This window comes from Pseudomonas sp. Kh14, from assembly GCF_900291005.1.
Lineage (GTDB): Bacteria > Pseudomonadota > Gammaproteobacteria > Pseudomonadales > Pseudomonadaceae > Aquipseudomonas > Aquipseudomonas alloputida.
The window spans coordinates 12,471-30,496 of the sequence record NZ_OLKJ01000026.1; the positions used below are offsets into that span (position 1 = coordinate 12,471).

The 18,026-nt window shown below is 61.8% G+C and carries 15 protein-coding genes; 8 read left to right on the forward strand and 7 right to left on the reverse strand.

The genetic code is table 11. The features are described from left to right. Positions 1-22 precede the first annotated feature (22 nt). Complete coding sequence (locus tag FQ668_RS13250) at positions 23-2,632, forward strand: RND family transporter (protein WP_019437178.1); 2,610 nt, start codon at positions 23-25, stop codon at positions 2,630-2,632. Between the two features lie 69 nt (positions 2,633-2,701). Here the strand turns inward: FQ668_RS13250 and FQ668_RS13255 are convergent, their stop codons facing one another. From FQ668_RS13255 to FQ668_RS13275, 5 genes are all read right to left on the reverse strand, one after another. Continuing rightward, positions 2,702-3,085 (reverse strand): MerR family transcriptional regulator, encoded by a 384-nt coding sequence (locus FQ668_RS13255; protein WP_003253954.1) that lies wholly within the window; start codon positions 3,083-3,085, stop codon positions 2,702-2,704. Positions 3,086-3,250: 165 nt separating this feature from the next. Next, positions 3,251-3,829, reverse strand: coding sequence for an NAD(P)H-dependent oxidoreductase (locus FQ668_RS13260; protein ID WP_014591305.1), 579 nt, complete (start codon positions 3,827-3,829; stop codon positions 3,251-3,253). 237 nt (positions 3,830-4,066) lie between these two features. Further along, positions 4,067-4,528, reverse strand: a complete 462-nt coding sequence (locus FQ668_RS13265; RefSeq protein WP_014591304.1) for a type II toxin-antitoxin system YhaV family toxin — start codon at positions 4,526-4,528, stop codon at positions 4,067-4,069. Next, a complete protein-coding gene (locus FQ668_RS13270; RefSeq protein WP_014591303.1) occupies positions 4,528-4,845 on the reverse strand; it encodes a type II toxin-antitoxin system PrlF family antitoxin in 318 nt (105 codons plus the stop codon). Before FQ668_RS13270 ends, FQ668_RS13265 begins: the two co-directional genes overlap by 1 nt. A gap of 144 nt (positions 4,846-4,989) precedes the next feature. Beyond that, positions 4,990-5,904: a LysR family transcriptional regulator gene (locus tag FQ668_RS13275; RefSeq protein ID WP_014591302.1), complete on the reverse strand. Its 915-nt coding sequence runs from the start codon at positions 5,902-5,904 to the stop codon at positions 4,990-4,992. Between the two features lie 206 nt (positions 5,905-6,110). Here FQ668_RS13275 and FQ668_RS13280 point away from each other — a divergent pair, with 206 nt between their 5' ends. From FQ668_RS13280 to FQ668_RS13295, 3 genes are all read left to right on the forward strand, one after another. Further along, on the forward strand, positions 6,111-7,133 hold the full coding sequence (locus FQ668_RS13280) for a zinc-dependent alcohol dehydrogenase family protein (RefSeq protein WP_014591301.1): 1,023 nt from the start codon (positions 6,111-6,113) through the stop codon (positions 7,131-7,133). A 517-nt stretch (positions 7,134-7,650) separates the two neighbouring features. Beyond that, a complete protein-coding gene (locus FQ668_RS13290; protein WP_019437176.1) occupies positions 7,651-9,036 on the forward strand; it encodes a hypothetical protein in 1,386 nt (461 codons plus the stop codon). After that, entirely contained in the window at positions 9,036-10,391 is a 1,356-nt protein-coding gene (locus tag FQ668_RS13295; protein WP_019437175.1) for a GntR family transcriptional regulator, read from the forward strand. Before FQ668_RS13290 ends, FQ668_RS13295 begins: the two co-directional genes overlap by 1 nt. A 127-nt stretch (positions 10,392-10,518) precedes the next feature. Here the strand turns inward: FQ668_RS13295 and FQ668_RS13300 are convergent, their stop codons facing one another. Beyond that, positions 10,519-11,820 carry an MFS transporter gene (locus tag FQ668_RS13300; RefSeq protein ID WP_019437174.1) on the reverse strand — a complete coding sequence of 434 codons (1,302 nt, stop codon included), beginning with the start codon at positions 11,818-11,820 and terminating at the stop codon, positions 10,519-10,521. 67 nt (positions 11,821-11,887) lie between these two features. Then, positions 11,888-13,201 (reverse strand): L-fuconate dehydratase, encoded by a 1,314-nt coding sequence (locus tag FQ668_RS13305; RefSeq protein WP_003253941.1) that lies wholly within the window; start codon positions 13,199-13,201, stop codon positions 11,888-11,890. 101 nt (positions 13,202-13,302) lie between these two features. Between FQ668_RS13305 and FQ668_RS13310 the strand changes: the two genes are divergently transcribed. From FQ668_RS13310 to FQ668_RS13325, 4 genes are all read left to right on the forward strand, one after another. Then, entirely contained in the window at positions 13,303-14,250 is a 948-nt protein-coding gene (locus FQ668_RS13310) for a LysR family transcriptional regulator (protein WP_019437173.1), read from the forward strand. A 27-nt stretch (positions 14,251-14,277) separates the two neighbouring features. Beyond that, a complete protein-coding gene (locus tag FQ668_RS13315) occupies positions 14,278-15,237 on the forward strand; it encodes a LysR family transcriptional regulator (protein ID WP_014591296.1) in 960 nt (319 codons plus the stop codon). A 146-nt stretch (positions 15,238-15,383) separates the two neighbouring features. Further along, complete coding sequence (locus FQ668_RS13320; RefSeq protein ID WP_014591295.1) at positions 15,384-16,925, forward strand: UxaA family hydrolase; 1,542 nt, start codon at positions 15,384-15,386, stop codon at positions 16,923-16,925. A gap of 35 nt (positions 16,926-16,960) precedes the next feature. Beyond that, on the forward strand, positions 16,961-18,019 hold the full coding sequence (locus FQ668_RS13325; protein ID WP_144180289.1) for an Ldh family oxidoreductase: 1,059 nt from the start codon (positions 16,961-16,963) through the stop codon (positions 18,017-18,019). Positions 18,020-18,026: the final 7 nt, after the last annotated feature.

Below are 18,026 nucleotides of genomic sequence, written 5' to 3' on the forward strand. Positions count from 1 at the left end.
GATTCATCTGGAACCCTCATTCATGGAAAGATACCTGAACTTCGTCGAGCGCTATGCGCGGGCAATTGTGTTCGTGCTGGTGGCGATCACCGCCTACTTCACCTACACCCTCGGCACGCTGATGTCGGACACCAATCCGTATCTGCTCAAGGACACTCACCCGGCGCGCAAGACGATCATTGATTTGCAGCGCGAGTTCACCGGCACGTATGACTCGGTCATGGTGGCGCTGAACAACCCCGAGAGTGTCTTCAACACCACGTCGCTGAACGCCCAGTTCGAACTGTCCCAGGCCATACGCCAGTTGATGCTGGCGAACGATGAGGACCGTGTCGAACTGCAGCGCATCGTCGGCCTGCACAGTGGCGACCCTGATGCTCAGGCTTTGCTGGTGCAGATCCTCGCCGAGGGTTTTTCGCAGAACGATTACGCTGCCGCCAAAGCGCTGCGCGACCTCGGGATTGCCCGGCACTGGGACAGCCATGACCTGCAGTTCCTGAGCTTTCTTGCCGAGCGGCTCAACCCGATCCAGGAAATGGCCTCGATGGCTGACCTGGAGAACATCAGCTTGAGTGCCGATGGCGAGTTGTGGATCCACAAGACCCTGCACGCCCTGGATATGGACCCGATCAAGGTCGAAGCGCAGATCATGGGCAACGAGCAGATGGTCGGTGGCGTCGTCTCGGCGGACAAGAAAGTCGCCATGGTCGTCGCCGAACTGGGCACCAAACAGGACGATGCTCAGGCCCAGTTGCGTGCCTATCACCAGGTCCGCGAGATCATCGCGAAGTACCAGGCCGCCCACCCGGAGTTCACCGACGAGGTGTTCATCGCCGGCATGCCGATCTTCATTGCGGCCCAGCAGGAAATCATCGATCACGACCTGGCGATGCTGTTCCCGATCGTGTTCCTGCTGGTGACCTCTCTGCTGGTTTTCTTCTTTCGCAAACCACTTGGCGTGGTGCTGCCGCTGTTCAATATCCTGTTCTGCACCATCTGGACCCTTGGCCTGATGGCGCTGCTGCGTGTGCCGATGGACTTGCTCACCAGTGTCTTGCCGGTGTTCCTGTTCACCATCTGTTGTGCCGACGCGATCCACGTCATGGCCGAGTATTACGAACAGCTCAATTCGGGTAAGTCTTTCCGCGAAGCCAACCGTGAAACCCAGCGCCTGATGGTCACGCCGGTAGTTTTGACAACGGTCACGACTATTGCGACGTTCCTGATTTCCACCACCAACAACATTGTCAGCATCCGCAACTTTGGCGTGTTCATGTCCATCGGCCTGACGGCGGCGCTGATCATCTCGTTGCTACTGATTCCGGCGTGGATTTCGATCTGGGGCAAAGATGCCGTCCCGCGCAAAGTGCAACTCAAAGCGTCGCTGATCTCCCACTATCTGGTGGTGTTCTGTGCCTGGCTGATTCGCTGGCGCAAGCCGGTATTGCTGGTGACCCTGCCGTTGTTGGCGATGATGACGGTGTTCACGTTCAAGGTCGATATCGAAGACTCTGGCATTGCCTACTTCAAGAAGGACAGCCCGGTGCGGATGTCCGACGAGTTCATCAACCGGGCCGGAGTCGCGGGTACATCGCCGGGCTGGATCGCTTTCGACACCAAGACTCCGCGTGGCGCGCTGACCACTGAAACCGTGCAGTTCCTCGAACGTCTGGACCAGTTCATCAAGGCCCAGCCGAACGTGAGTTACACCTATTCGGTGGCGACCTACATCAAGCGCATGAACCTCGTGCTAAACGACATGAACCCTGCTTTCCTGCGGGTGCCGCAGGCGGTGGAGCAGGTGACGGTGGTCGATGATGACGGCAAACCGGAGACCTTCGATGTCGATGGCAACTCACTCATCGAACAACACATCATGATGTTCGAGAACGGTGGCGGTACTGACTTGCAGAACGTGCTCAATGCCGATTACTCGAAGGCGGTGACGCTGTTCACCATGACCTCCTCTGTGGCGGGCGATTACCAGGCGATGCTCGATAAACTGGACGCCTGGCTGGTCATCAACAAACCGGCCAACCTGCAAGTCACCCATGCCGGTACGCCGTACATATGGACCGGGGTGTTGCAGGAAATCACCCAGGGTCAGGTGCTGAGCTTCTCGCTGGCGTTGCTGGCCGTGACCTTGATGATGATGTTCTGGCTCAAGTCAGTACGCCTGGGCATCCTCGGCATGCTGACGTTGTTGACCACGTCGGTGACGGTGTACGGCAGCATGTACCTGTTGGATATCGAGTTGAACATCGGTACCACACTGGTGACGTTCCTGGTGGTGGGCGTCGTGGATTACGCCGTTCACCTGCTGTCACGGATCAAGATGCTGGTGCAGAAGGGCATCGAGATCGACGAGGCCATCCTGGCGGCCATGCAGGGCGTCGGGCGCTCGACGGTGGTCAACGTCGTGATCTTCTCGATGGGCTTTGTCGCGCTGCTGTTCTCCGCCTACAAACCCGTCATTGACCTGGGGGTATTGGTGATACTGGCGCTGTCATCCAGCGGCTTCATGACCATTTTGTTGGTCACGCTGATTTCGCCGTGGTTCTTTGCCTCGATTGTGCCGCAGCCAGCCGTGCAAGAGGGCGAGCAGCCGGGGGATGGGGCTGTGCCAGGCTAAATCGACGGGGCGCCTGCGTGCTGAAAACGGCACGGGGCGCCATGGCCGTTCAGGGGCGGCGGAGCGGATTCAGCGGGCCTTTTCCAGGTGTTCGAACTGGCATTGCATCTGAGCATCCTTGAGGCTCAGCTCAAACTCAACCAAGCCGTCATGCACTTGCTGCAATGCCTGGATCTGCCCCATCAATTCCTGCTTTTTGTTATCGATGGCCTGCATGGCCAGATCCCAGGGCAGCTCCTGGCCGCGATGATCCTGCAGAATGGCCTGCATTTCCTTGAGCTTGAAACCGAGTTGCTGAGCGCATTTGATGAAGGTCAGCAGCTCTACGCTTTGCTGGCTGTAGATGCGGTACTTGCCTTCGCGTTGCGGTGGGGGCAACAGGCCGATTTCTTCGTAATGGCGGATGCTTTTGACGGTGGTGCCCGACAGCTGGGCGGCTTTGCCGATGTACATGAAAATCCCTTTTTTGACGCATCAGAAGCGAAAAGATGTCGCGTGCTCGTACAGGCGCGCGACATTTTTGCACAAGCGTCAGGGGGGGGGAAGCCAAGTTGGACAAGGCGTCACAGCAGGGAGGCTCGGCTGGACAGTGCAGGGGCACGGCCCGACCGGGGCCGATCAGCGGCTGGCGACTGCCTGGACTTGTTTGAGCCAGGCTTCACGCTGTTCCGGCCTGGAGCCCAATACCGGACCGAAGGTCAGGGTTTTCAGGGGTTTTATGCCGCAGAACTCCAGGGTGGTCTTGCGCATTTGGTGCAGGCCTGGCATGCGATACACCCACCGGTAGTACCACGGCGGCGTGTCCATGGTCACCAGAAGGTGAGCCGTGCGGCCCTTGAGCAGCTTATCCGGGAAGGGCGAGCCCTTGCGGTACTTGAAGGCAAAACCGGGCAGAAACACGCGGTCGAAGAACCCCTTGAGCAATGCCGGAATGCCGCCCCACCAGATCGGGTATACCAATGTCAGGTGTTCGGCCCAGGTAATGTCGTTCTGTGCGTTGATCAAATCGGGCTCAAGCAACTGGATCTGGTTATAGCCATCGTGCAAGACCGGATCGAAATCCAGGGTGTCCAGGCGCAGCAGGCGCACCTCATGGCCTGCTTGCGTGGCAGCCTCGACATAACGTTCGGACACAGCGCCGCAAAAGCTGTCGTTCGAAGGGTGGCCGAGGATTACGAGCATGCGTTTGCGCTTCATGACAAACTCCAGGTAATGAAGTGCCAAGGGTAAAGTCTGCCCCTTACGGTAGAGTCAAGCCTTGCCGGTTAGCGGTAGAGGCAAACAGTCCAGCAGCGCTCGGGTGTAGCCCGGCAAACCGTTGAATGAAGGGGCGCAGAAACGCAATGTGCGTTTTTCCGGCAGCTACGAGTGGATTACAGTGGAAGCACCGAGGGGGCGGTGTCGAACGTGCAATCCCTCACCCAGTCGCGCAGCTTATGCTTTGGGCTCGTCCCAGTCGCTACGCGTCGCAGCAGTCAGCGTATCCCAGTCATCAGGAGGGTTGCCGCGGCCCAGCATCTTCTCGAATACGGCGTAGGGATCGGATTTGCTGCCTGCGGACCGTAGAGTATTTTCGTCGTTCACCCATGCGTAGACGATGACCTTGGACCTTGAGTCGTAGCGAAAGAACAGCCGAAAGCGCCTACCGATTTTCGCCCGCCGCCAATGTCGGTAGGCGGTGCCCAGCGTGTTGCCTTGGCGGAACTCGTCACGGCCCGGGTCGGCAGGCACAGCCTCCATGATCAGATGGCTCAATGCCCGAAACAGCTTGACGTTGGCGTTGCTTTCAAAACCTTGCGGGTCGTTCTGCTCGGCCCGGGCGGCGGCTTCTTGCAATTTGCGTAGCTGTAAAGTCACACCTTCATGGAACAACAGTGTCCAGCCATGTCGCAGCATCAGATCGCGACCTCACCGTCGATATCTTCGTCCAGATTTACAGCGTGGCCCGCATTGGCGAGCATGGTTTGCGCCAGGTCTTCCGGCAGGGTGGTGAGGTTGCGCCCGCTTCGGATATCAGCCTCCAGCAAACCCAGGAATGCACCGATGGCAGGGTCCTCATGGATGGATTCTACGCGGCTGACCACGACTTCCCCGGCGCGTACGTCGAATGCGATCTTGCCACCCGTGTCGAGGCCTAAAAGCTGGCGAACGGACTTGGGCACTGTGACCTGCCCCTTCGAGGTCAACGTGGCGATTTCGTGGATGGCAGGCATGAACGTTCTCCCAGATGTATTGATTGAATGGTAAGGAATAATCCTTACACGGTCAATCTTGGTTTTCTGCTGATCAAGCATAGGCGGGGAGGACGCTCAGTAGCGCCGCAGGATGAGTTACACCACCTCTCGGGACACGATCCTCTAAAGACTCTCAGGGTCCCCGAAGAACATCTGTATCCGCGACCGCAGCCACCGCTCCGCCGGGTCATTGTCCTGTGCCCCGCGCCAGGCCATGTGCAGTTCGAAACTGCGCACGGGTATCGGCAGATCCTCGGCCCGCAAGCCGCCGGCGGCCGTCAGTGCATCCGCCGTGTAGTCCGGTACCGTCGCCACGATATCGGTGCCTGCCAGCAAGCTCCCCAGCCCGTTGAACTGCGGCACAGCCAGCACCACGTGGCGCTTGCGGCCGATTTCTTCCAGGGCTTCGTCGATGAACCCGGACAAGTCCCCGGCAAACGACACCAGCGCATGGGGCCGGGCGCAGAAGTCATCCAGGGTGATGCTGCCGGGTACGCTGTCGGCGCGCAGCAGTTTCGGCATGCTGCGGCGCAACACCTTGCGCTTGGCGTTGGCCGGCAGTTCGCTGGTGTAGCTGACCCCCACCGAAATCTCGCCCGAGGCCAGCAGGGTTGGCATCAGCAAGTAGTTGACCCGTCGCACCACCAGCACGATACCGGGCGCCTCGGCGCGAATGCGCTTGAGCAGTTGCGGCAACAAGGCGAACTCGGCGTCGTCCGACAGGCCGATGCGGAACACCGCATTGCTGGTGGCCGGGTCGAATTCGGCGGCGCGGCTGACTGCAGTGGAAATCGAATCCAGTGCCGGTGACAGCAGGGCGAAGATCTCGTGGGCCCGTGCCGACGGCTCCATGCTGCGCCCCGTGCGCACGAACAGCGGGTCATCGAACAGGTTGCGCAGGCGCGAGAGCGCCGCGCTGATGGCCGGTTGGCCGAGAAACAGTTTTTCTGCGGCACGGGTCACGCTGCGCTCGTGCATCAGCGTTTCGAACACGATCAGCAGGTTGAGGTCTACACGACGCAGGTCGTTTCGATTCATCGGTGCGCTTCGCCTAATGTGGGGCAGAGGTGAATCTTAAGGCCAAAGGCTGTTACCCTGCACGGGTTTAGGGGGACCAATCGCAGGGAAAGTCAGGTGCCCAATCGATGACAAGCATGTCGACTATTAATGCCCACTGATGGTCTAACGGGCAAAGCCCGGATAGAGTCAGTGGTAATTAGAGGTTCACAAAGGCGAGGTATGCGATGTCCCGCATGATCCGTTTCCACAAGTTCGGCGCTGCCGACGTGCTCCGTTGCGAAGAGCAGGCCGAACCGTCACCCGCTGCCGACGAGGTGCAGATCCGCGTCGAAGCGGTTGGCGTCAGCTGGTATGACGTGCTTTGGCGCCAGAATCTGGCACCGTCCCAGGCGCGTCTGCCAGCGGGGATCGGTCACGAAATGGCCGGGGTGGTGACTGCGGTCGGGGAAGGGGTCGATGACATTGCCGTCGGTGACCGGGTTGCCAGCTTCCCGGCTACCAGTGCCAACGACCACCCGGTGTACGGCGATGTCATTGTACTGCCCCGTACAGCCATCACGCGCTACCCGAATGTGCTCACCCCGATCGAGGCCAGCGTGCACTACACCCCGCTGCTGATCGCCTATTTCGCCTACGTCGACCTGGCACGGGCCAAGGCCGGGCAGACAGCACTGGTCACCGATGCCAGCCATTGCGCCGGGCCTGCCTTCGTGCAGCTGGGCAGGGCCCTGGGGCTGAAAGTGTTCGCCGCCACCAAGGAAGCGGCGCAGCGTGACTACCTGCTGGGCTTGGGCGCAGACAAAGTGATCGTCACCGAAGAGCAAGACCTGCTGCTGCAGATTGGCAAGTACACCGATGGCCGGGGTGTGGACATGGTGCTCGACGGCATGGGCGGCCCGCAGATGTCGCTGTTGGGTGATGTGCTGGCGCCGCGTGGCAGCCTGGTGCTGTACGGTCTGCAAGGCGGCAACCAGACGCCATTCCCGGCTTGCGCGGCATTCCAGAAGAACATTCAGTTCTATGTGCACTGCATCGGTAATTTCACCGGCAAGCCAGAGCTTGGCATCAGCCAGGATCAGGTGGCACTGCAGCGTGCCTTGCGCGATATCAACCAGTTCACGGCCGACCAGCTGCTGACACCGCAGATCATCAAGGTGTACCCGTTCGAACAGGTGGTCGAGGCGCATCGCTACATGGACCAATGCCCGTGCGGCGGGCGCGTCGTGCTGGACATGGCGCATCACTGACGGTGGATGGCGCAAGCGGCGAACCCGGGCAAGGTCCCGGGTTTTTTGTGCGCGGGATAAAGTGATTCAACACTTAAAGTAGGACTGTTCCTACAATAAATCACGATATGGACTACATATAAGTCCGTATCTTTCGGGAAGTCAGAAATATCCCGGCAAATAATCAGCCTTGAACGCTTTCGCCTTGCGAGTCACTGTGAACTGACACGTATGCTGAATGGTTTTTTTACCCTGAACTGTATCTTCAATTCGCGCTGCCTCCCTCTCGATAATGGCCCAATGATAGTTTGTGCAAGGAACGTGGGATGAGCATGGCTATGCCTGATATAGAGCAGTATGTGACAGCGACAGGCCATCGCAGGGGCGGTTTTTTCTCGATGGCTTGGCGACAGTGAAGGGTTACGTCATTACTTTCATTTTGTTGTAAGAAATTTCTTCTAGGTAAGTTTGGCGCATGTTCACGTGCAAATGTTAGGTGCCGCATGCGCTGGCTGCATGAAGTTGATGAGGTGATTGCGTGACTGCTATTCACGACCAGGCGATGCATTATATCTACCAGCAAGTACTCGAGCGCTTGTTGAATCACATGTCCCAGGCGCAGCGCGCTTCCTTGCAGTTGCTGATACAACGCCTGTTGGTCGCTGCAGGCGGGCCCGAGTACATCGGTACTTTCAGCTTGCAGGTATTGCAAGGGAGCGACCGCCATAGCAGCCGGCTGCTGGCCATGTTGCGTGCCGCGCAACTGAGCATTGCGCTGCGTTCGCCGGTAACCTTCCAGCTGCGGGTATTGGTAGTCAGCCTGCCGGTTGCCGATAGCGCCACGCTGGAAGCTCACGAGCGCAGTTTTAGCGCGTTGTTCATGCAGGATGACCCGCGGGTGCAATTGCAGATGATCGAGGGGCGCGCAGTGGTGCCGTTCAGTCGTCGGCTCTCGGTAATGCCTGAGCGCTGGCTGCTGGCGAGGGACGCGATGTTGATGTTCGGCCACATGATCGATGCCAGGCCGGAAGCCCTGCTGGGCTGCCGCCTGCACCTGGAACTGGCGGGGGCCGTGGTTCAGGCCCTGCAGGCAGCGGTGCCTCCCGATGCGTTGGTCACCGCCATGCCCGGGCTCCAGCGGCGCCGATACCTGGCGTGGGCCCGGCGTAGCCTGCGCCTGGCCGGCGTGCGTGGCTCGCATGCAGTGCACCAGTGCCTGGCGGCGCTGGCCCAAGGGCTGAGCCGATTGCACGGTGCTGCTGGGGGCGCGCCGGGTGGGCAGCACGAGCCGGTTCCAGGCGCCGTACCGGAGCGCGCGCCGGTGCGGCTGATTGCTATTGATGACCTGTTGCCGCACTTGCTTGAAGAGCAGCAGCTTGACGCGATGCTGGGTTGTCACTTCGAGACGCCTGCGGATGCTTTGCCGCTGTCCGAATTCGTCGACTCGCTAGCCACGGCACAGCTGCATGAACTGCGCGCCCGCAGTCTGGAGCCGCTGGCCGGGCGCCCTGCACTGAGGCTGGCAGGGCAGGCGGGTGGCCGCAAGCAGTGTGACGCCGCGCCGTTGCTATTTGGCAAAGCTTATGGCATCAACCAGGCCCAACTGGTGTGCCTGCTGTTCAGCCCGTTTGCCAGGCAGGGGAAAAACCTCGAGCGGTTCTTGCAGTGTCGGCACGCCGACATGGTGGTGGCGTTGCCGTACCTGCACAGGGCCTTGCAAGGCAAACCCTGCCCCGATGCAGTCAAAGCCTGGCTGGTGAATACCAGTGGCTTGCCGTTGGGGCAACTGCGGCAAATTTATGATGGGCAGTTGCCGTTGGCGGGATGGCGCCTGCTTAACAACCTGGCCCGCCGCGATGCACACCTGAGGCTGCTGCCACAGCTGGCGTTGGGGCGGCGGCGTGGTGTTGCGGGGCTGCCTTGATGGGGCGAGCGGCCCCAGGCGAGTTCGCGTATCGCAAGGTGTATCGCTACCTGGAAGCGTTGATCGATCAAGCTGCAGGCGTTGGCACATGCCGGTTGCCGTCATTGCGTGAGCTGTCCCGGCGGCTGCGGGTGTCGTTGGCCACGGTACAAAGTGCCTACAGCCTGCTGGAAGAGGAGGGCCGTGTACACTGCCTGCCGAGGTCGGGCTATTACGTACAGAACGGTGGCAAAGATCAGGCCGTGGCCGTGGCCCGGCAGCCTCCCTTGCCGACGCAGCCACTGTTGGAGCGCATGCTGCTTGGCCACGAACGGCGTTTGGCCCGTCAGCGTGACCGCAGCGTTGCGTCCTGGGAAGCGCTGGGTAGCGCCCGTTTGCGCAATGCCGTGGCTGAGCGATACACCCGCTGCTCCAACCAGTACTGGCATGCCGATGACGTCCATCTGGCCCCCGATGTGCTCGCGTTGCTGGAGACGCTGCTTGCGGCGCTGGCCATGCAAGGTGGTACCGCATTGGTGCATTCGCCCTGTTGCTGGCAAGTGTTGCGCGCCCTGGCGCGTGCCGGCATGCGCGTGCTGGAAACACCACTGGATGCCCGTGGCAACCCAGAGCTGCACGCATTGGCCAAGCTGCTGGGAAGCGAGCCGGTAAGCCTGCTGGTCATGCCGTCATGCCTGGGCATGCCACAAGGGCGGCTAGCTTCACCGCATTACCAGCAGCAGCTTGGACTTTTGCTTGACCAACACCCTGTATGGCTGCTGGAAAACGACCTGGACAGCGAGCTCTGTTATGACGGGCCGCCGAGCACACGACTGCGTGACTGGATCGACCCGCGCTGGCTTTTGGTGATGGGCACGTTCGAGGCCGCAGTGGGGGCAGAGGCGCCGTATGCCTATTTACTGAGCCGTGACCCTGTGTTGGCCAAGGCATTCGCTGAACGGGCGTTTCGGCTTGCGCCGCTACGTTTGCAGGCGCTTGCTCACATGCTCGGCAAGGGGGAAATCGAAACGCAGCTGTTACAGCTACGCACAGACTTGCAAAGGCGTACGCAACACCTGGCGGATGTACTGCAATCGCAATTCGGCCAACGGGTGGTTTTCGACATGCCGCAAGGTGGGCAAATGCTGTGGGTGAGCTTTTGCCAGCCGCTGGCGTGGGACGGTATTGCCGCAGCGTTGGCAGGCTCTGCATTGCACGCACTACCGGGCGAGCAGTTCGGCCTGCCGGGGCATTACCCTCAACACCTTGCGCTGATCTGGCTGGGGGGGCGCCCGGATGAACTGCAACTGGCGGTAAGGCGACTGGCGCAGGCGCTGGAGGCGCGCTGCGGGCGAAACACCCGCTTCTCAAGTTGAAATCAAGACGCTTGCAGGTGCCGCCAAGTGCTGCGAGAGAGCCGACAAGTAAAATGACGGCCTGTAAACCTCAAGGCTCATTCGCAGCACATAGAGCCACCTGCAGGGGGCGTAAATTGAGCACTCCTCAGGGTTGCTCTTGCCCCTGACGCAAACGGGTACTGATCAGCGCCGCACCTACCAGCAACGCCGCAATGACCCACAACCCGTTGCGGGTGCTGCCGGTAGTCTGCTCGATCAAGCCCATCACCGACGGCCCGACGAAGCCGCCAAACAGACCGCAGGTGGTGACGAAGGCGAGGCCCGCCGCCAACGCACTGCCGCTCAGTCGGCTGGAGGGGAAGACGAAGATGATCGACTGCACCACGAACAGCATCAGCGCGGTCAGGGAAAACCCGAGCAGGCCAATGAACGAGTTGGCCAGCGATGCCAGCAGCAATCCGGCCGCCATGGTCAGCAGGCCAAGGAACAGCAGGGTGCGGCAGCGGCGCGGCGAGGTGGCCAGGCGTGGGAAGGTAGCTGCGCCAATGGCTGCTGCAATCCACGGCACCGCTGTCAACAGGCCGACCTGGAAGGGCGAAAGCGCAGCGTAGGTGCCGATAATGCCCGGCAGGAAGAAAATCACCGTGTAGATGGTGATCTGGTGCACGAAGTAGACCGCGATCGCCAGCCAGATCTGCCGGTCGCGGAACATCTGCCCCAGCTTGCTCTGCTGCGGTGCGGCCGCCTGCTCTGCGGCCAGGCGGCGCTCGATGTCCTGGGCGTCGGCAGCCGTCAGCCAAGGCGCCGAGGCTGGACCGTCCGGCAGCTTCTTCCACACCACATAGGCCAGGGCTACGGCGGGCAGGCCTTCGAGTACGAACAACCATTGCCAGCCATGCCAGCCCAGTACACCGTCCAGCTCCAGCAGGGCACCGCCCAGCGGGCCGCTAAGGATGTTGGCCAGGCACACACCCAGCAGGAAGTACCCCGTGGCACGGGCGCGTTGTTCGCGGTCGAACCAGTAGGTCAGGTACAGCATTACCCCGGGGAACAGGCCAGCTTCGGCTACCCCCAGCAACAGGCGCATGATGTAGAACGAGGTCTCACCCTGAACGAAGGCCATGCCCGCCGAGAGCAAACCCCAGGTAATCATGATACGGGTGATCCAGAAGCGCGCGCCCACCCGGTGCATGATCAGGTTGCTGGGCACTTCGGCCAAGGCGTAGGTAAGGAAGAACAAGCCCGCGCCCAGGCCGTAGGCTGCTGCCGAAAGGCCCAGGTCGATGCCCATGCTGGCTTTCGCCAGGGCGATGTTGGTGCGGTCAAGAAAGCTCATCACGTAGACGACGATGAGCAGTGGCATCAATTTGCGTAGCAGCAGGCCGTTCAAGCGCTGCTCATGGGTGGTGGCAGGGGCGCAAGCCGCTGCGCGGGTGAGGGTTGTCATTGTTTTTTTCCCCGTGAAAAAGTGCTGGTGGTGTGCCGCGCAGCAGCGGCACACTCAGGTCTGTGGGTCAGGAACGGTTGATGTCGAGCCACACTGCGCCGTTGGGGTACTGGTAACGTTCCAGGGTCTCAGCGTGCATCTCGATGCTGTAGCCAGGGCGTTGTGGCGGCATGTAGCGCCCGCGATGGATCACCACCGGGTCGATGAAGTGCTCGTGCAGGTGGTCGACGTACTCCAGCACCCGGTTGTGCAGCGAGGCAGACACCGCGATGTAGTCGAAAAGCGCGATGTTCTGCACATATTCGCACAGCCCGACGCCACCGCCGTGCGGGCAGACCGGCACGTCGTACTTGGCGGCCATCAGCAGCACGATCAGGACTTCGTTCAGGCCACCCAGGCGGGCTGCGTCCAGTTGGCAGAAGTCCAGTGCACCGGCCTGGAACATCTGTTTGAACATCACCCGGTTGTGGCAATGCTCACCGGTGGCGACACCGATTGGCGCAATGCGCTGGCGAATGGTGGCGTGGCCGAGAATGTCATCGGGGCTGGTCGGTTCTTCGATCCAAAGCGGTTCGAATGCGGCCAGGCGGCGCATGTTGGCCACCGACTCTTCGACGCCCCACACTTGGTTGGCATCCATCATCAGGGTGCGCTCCCAGCCGATTTCGTCGCGCAGGATGCTGGCGCGGCGGATGTCCTCTTCCAGGTCGGCCCCGATCTTCTGTTTGATGTGGGTCCAGCCGTCTGCCACGGCCTCGCGGGCCAGTTTGCGCATTTTCTCTTCGCTGTAGCCCAGCCAGCCCGGGGCAGTGGTGTACCCGGGGTAGCCTTCACGCAGCATGTGTGCCTCGCGCTGGGCTTTGCCCGGCGCCTGGCGGCGCAGCAGGGCGATGGCCTCTTCGGGGGTGAGCACGTCGGTGACGTAGCTGAAGTCCAGGCAGCGCACCAGCTGCTCTGGCGTCATGTCGGCCAGCAGTTTCCAGACAGGCTTGCCCTCATGCTTGGCCCACAGGTCCCACACTGCGTTGATGATGGCGGCGGTGGCCAGGTGGATCACGCCCTTTTCCGGGCCCAGCCAGCGCAACTGGCTGTCGCTGACGGTAAAGCGATGCCAGAAAGCGCCCATGTCGGCGCTGATTTCTTCGAGCGTAAGGCCGACGATCAAGGGGGCCAGCGACTGCACCGCCGCCGCGCATATCTCGTTGCCACGGCCAATGGTGAAGGTCAGGCCATGGCCTTCGAGGGCGGCAGCGTCGGTGTGCAGCACCACGTAGGCCGCCGAATAGTCGGGGGCGCTGTTCATGGCGTCGGAGCCATCCAGCGACAGCGAAGTGGGGAAACGGATATCGCGAACGCTCAGGTGGGTAATGCGTATGCTCATGGTCGACTCTTGTTCTGCTCAGGCACAGGGAGACCTGACTGTAGGTTGTCGAGCGATACAGGCATAATCGCCAAATCTTAATCAGTGATACCGGATTCGATATGTCTCGCTTGCCACCTGACAAGGCCCAGGCGCCTGCCAGCCTCGGTGCCTTGAAGATTTCCAGCCGTCAGATCACGTTGCTCAATGCCCTGGGTGAATTCGGCAACCTGCGCCGCGCCGCCGCCGCGATGCACACCACGCAACCGGCCGCCAGCCTGTTGCTACAGCAGCTTGAGGAGCGCCTGGGGGTACGTTTGTTCGAGCGCCTGCCCCGGGGGATGCAAGCGACGCTGTATGGCGAGGTGATGATTCGCTATGCGCAAAACGCATTGCATGAGTTCGATCATGCCCAGGCGCAAATCGCCGAACTGGCGCGCGGTGCGTTGGGCCTGGTGCGGGTGGGCAGCGTCATGGGCCCGGTACCGGGCGTGCTGACCAAGGCGGTGCTGGCCTACAAGCGCGACCAGCCCAAGGTACGTATCTCGCTGGAAGTGGGCACCAGCGACACCTTGCTGCCGGCCTTGCTACGCGGTGATTTCGATATGGTGGTGGGGCGCCTGCCGGACCAGAGCGACAGCCAGGAACTGAATATCGAGCTGTTCGACGGCGGTGAGCAGATGCGCGTGATTGCTCGCGCAGGTCATCCCTTGGCGACAGCCACAGGGCTGCAGTTGGCCGACCTGGTGAGCTTGACGTGGATCTTGCACCCCATCGGCAGCCCGATGCGCCGTCGCGTCGAAAGCGCATTGCAGGCCGGCGGCATGGTGCAGTCGCTGGATATCGTCGAAACCGCGTCGATCCTGGCGACCACTGCCATGCTCGAAGCGTCCGAAATGATTGCGGTGGTGCCCAATGACGTGGCCCAGCATTATGCCCGCTATGGCATGGTCGCCATCCTGCCGGTGGAGTTGCCCCTGGCGATGGCCAACCTCGGCGTGCTGACCCTGCGCTCGCGGCCCAACTCGGTTGCCCTTGATACCTTGCTGCGCTACCTGCGGGCACAATAACTTTCACCTGCATGAGGCCCTGCGTCTATGCCGCCGGACATGACCCATTCCAGTTTTTGCAACTGGATCCGTTACAAGCACCTGGTGTTGATCGACACCCTGGCGCGCACGCGCAACATGCACGCCACCGCCACGCGCATGAACCTCAGCCAGCCGGCGCTCAGCAAAATGCTGCGTGACCTTGAGGAGCAGTTCGGCTTTGCCCTGTTCGAGCGCCTGCCTCGCAGCATGCCCCCCACCGAGCTGGGTGAATACGTGGTGCGGTACGCCCAGGGTGCCCTGGCCGAGTCGCAACAGTTCGTCGACCAGGTCAATCGCCTGCGCAACGGCGGGCACGGTTTCATCCGCGTTGGCGGGATCTTTGCCGCGACCGCATTGGTATTGCCGCAGGCCATCGCCGCCATCAAGGCGCGAAGCCCGTTACTGTCGATTGAAGTGGTGGAGCATTCCAGCGATCACCTGCTGACCATGCTCGAGCAGAACAAGCTGGACATCATGATTGGCCGCTTCACCGAGGAACGCTTCGGTCAGCTGTTCGACTTCCAGCCGCTGGAGCCTGAACCCTTCAGCCTGGTGGTGAACAGCGAGCACCCGCTCAATCAGCTCGACAACACACCGCTTGAGGCGCTAGGCGATTGGCCGTGGGTGCTGTACCCGGTGGGTACGCCGATCCGCAACCGCCTGGAGCAGGCGTTCCGGGTGGCCGGAATCGCCACGCCTGCCGACTGCGTGGAGACCATCTCCATGCCCATGTTCCTGCAGTTGCTGCAATCGGCACCGATGATTGCCATGCTACCGCGCTCGATGGTGGCCGCGCAGTTGGCCAGCGGGCAGTTCAAGGAGCTGCGCAGCCCTTTGCAGGTGCCCGCGCTGGAGTATGGAGTGGTCACCCGCAAGGATGAACCGCTCAGCGCCTCCGCCAGGGCGTTTGTCGAGATTCTGCTGGAGGGCGCGCAGCGACGGCGGCAATCTCCGGCAGATGCCTAGCCGATTGAAGATCACGCACCGAAATACCCTTGCGATAACTCCAGGTTATCGCTCGATCGGATCATCTCATTGGGAATGCGGCACCAGGCTTCTTACAGTGGCTACAGCCATAACAAGAAGTCAGCCGCTCCGCCCTGAGAGGTCCCATGCAACTGATTGCCAAATCCAGTGACCCCGCCGTCATCCGCCTCAACCCTTTGGACAACGTCGTCATCGCCCGCCAGGCCCTGCTGCCAGGCGTGCGCCTGGATGCCGAGGCGACTACCGTGCGCCAGCCCATCCCTTCAGGCCACAAGCTCGCCACCGAGCCTGTGGCGCAGGGCCAGCCGTTGCGCCGTTACGGGCAGATCATCGGGTTTGCGTCCCAGGCGATCGACGCTGGCGACCATGTGCACGTGCACAACGTGCAGATGGGCGATTTTGCCCGCGACTATGCGTTTGGTGTCGATACCCGCAGCCTGCCAGGCAGCGCCGCGCAGTTCCAGGGCATCGTGCGCGCCGATGGCCGTGTCGCCACCCGCAACTACATCGGCATTCTCACCTCGGTAAACTGTTCGGCAACCGTGGCCCGGGCCGTGGCCGACCATTTCCGCCGTGACATTCACCCCGAGGTGCTGGCCGACTACCCGAATGTCGACGGTGTGGTCGCCCTGACCCACGGTGCCGGCTGCGCAGTCGACCCGAGCGGTGAAGCCTTGAGCCTGCTGCGCCGCACCCTGGCCGGGTACGCCGTCCACCCCAACTTCGCTGCCGTGCTGATCATCGGCCTGGGCTGCGAAACCAACCAGATCGAAACCCTGCTGGAAACCCAGGGCCTGCAGGCGAGTGCGCAACTGCGCGCCTTCACCATCCAAGGGGTCGGGGGCACCTCTAAAACCATCGCTGCCGGTATCGCCCAGGTCAAGGCGCTGTTGGCCGAGGCCAATCAGGTACGGCGCCAGCCAGTCAGTGCCCGCCACCTGGTGGTCGGCCTGCAGTGCGGCGGCTCAGATGGCTATTCGGGGATCACCGCCAACCCGGCACTGGGCAATGCCGTTGACCGCCTGGTGGCCGCCGGTGGTACCGCCATTCTCTCCGAAACCCCGGAAATCTATGGTGCCGAGCACTTGCTCACGCGGCGCGCGGTAAGCCGTGAGGTGGGGGAGAAGCTGGTGGCGCGCATTCGCTGGTGGGAAGACTACTGCCAGCGTATGAACGCCGAATTGAACAACAACCCCTCGGCCGGCAACAAGGCAGGGGGGCTGACCACTATCCTCGAGAAATCCCTGGGCGCAGTGGCCAAGGCAGGCTCCAGCAACCTGGTCGATGTGTATCAGTATGCGCAAGCCGTGCGTGCCCAGGGCCTGGTGTTCATGGACACCCCCGGCTACGACCCGGTCTCGGCCACCGGTCAGGTGGCCGGCGGGGCCAACCTGATCGCCTTCACCACCGGCCGCGGCTCGGCCTACGGCTGTGCCCCGGCGCCATCGATCAAGCTGGCAACCAACAACCGGGTGTTCGAGCACCAGCAAGAGGACATGGACGTCAATTGCGGCGGCATCGCCGATGGCTCCACCAGCATCGAGGAGCGCGGCGCATTCATCTTCGAGCAGATGCTGCGCATTGCCTCCGGGGAACGCAGCAAGAGCGAACAGCACGGCTACGGGCAAAACGAGTTCGTCCCGTGGCAGATCGGCGCCGTGACCTGATCGACCGCTCCCGTCCCATTTGCGAGGCAACTGCAATGATTCAAACCACACGGTACAACGTGCAAACGCTTACCACGTTTGTCGAGCAACTGTTCATGAAAGCCGGAGCCGACGTGGACGTCGCCCAGGTAGTGACCCGGGTGCTGCTCGAAGGCGAACTGCTCGGCCACCGTACCCATGGCCTCAACCTGGTCAGCCGCTACATCGACGGCATGCTCAGCGGGCAGGTCAAAGCCCGCGCGCAGGCGCTGGAACAGGTCGCCGACAGTGGTATTTCCAGCCTGTTCGACGGCCATTATGTGTTGGGGCCCTATTGCGTCAGCCGGGCACTGGATTGTGCGGCCGCAGGCGCGACCAAGCAGGGCATCGGTATTGCGGTAGTACGTCGCGCTGCCCATATCGGCTGCCTGGCCGCCTACCTCAAGCCATACACCGACCAAGGGTTGCTGGCCATCGTCTACTCGTCGGATCCGTCGGTGGGGTTGGTCTGTGCTCATGGCGGCATCGACCCGGTGTACACCCCCAACCCGATTGCTGCCGGTATCCCGACCCAGGGTGAGCCGATTCTGCTGGATGTCAGCATGTCCACCGTCACCCTCGGCCTGGTCGGCCAATGCCGCGATGCCGGCCGGCGTGTGCCGCACCCGGTGCTGGTGAGCAATGACGGGCAGCTCAGCGATGACCCGGACGATTTCTTTACCCGCCCGCAAGGCAGCATCCTGCCGCTCGGCGGCCAGGCCTTTGGCCACAAAGGGTTTGGCCTTGCGCTGTTGGTCGAAGCCATCACCTCGGGGCTGGCCGGCCATGGGCGCAAGGATGCACCGGGTCAGTGGGGCGCCTCGGCCACTGCGCTGGTGATTGACCCGCGCATGTTCGGCGGCCTGGAGGCGTTCATCGACGAAACCAGCTTCCTGGGGGGATTGGTTCTGGCAAGCCGCCCGCTCGACCCCGAACGCCCGGTACGCCTGCCCGGGCAAGCAGGCCTTGCCCTGCGTCGCCAGGCGTCGGAGCAGGGCGTGAGCCTTTCGCCGCAGCTGATAGCCGACCTTCAGCGCGTGGCTGGGCAGTTGCAACTGCCGGGACTTTTCCAATGATGCACAG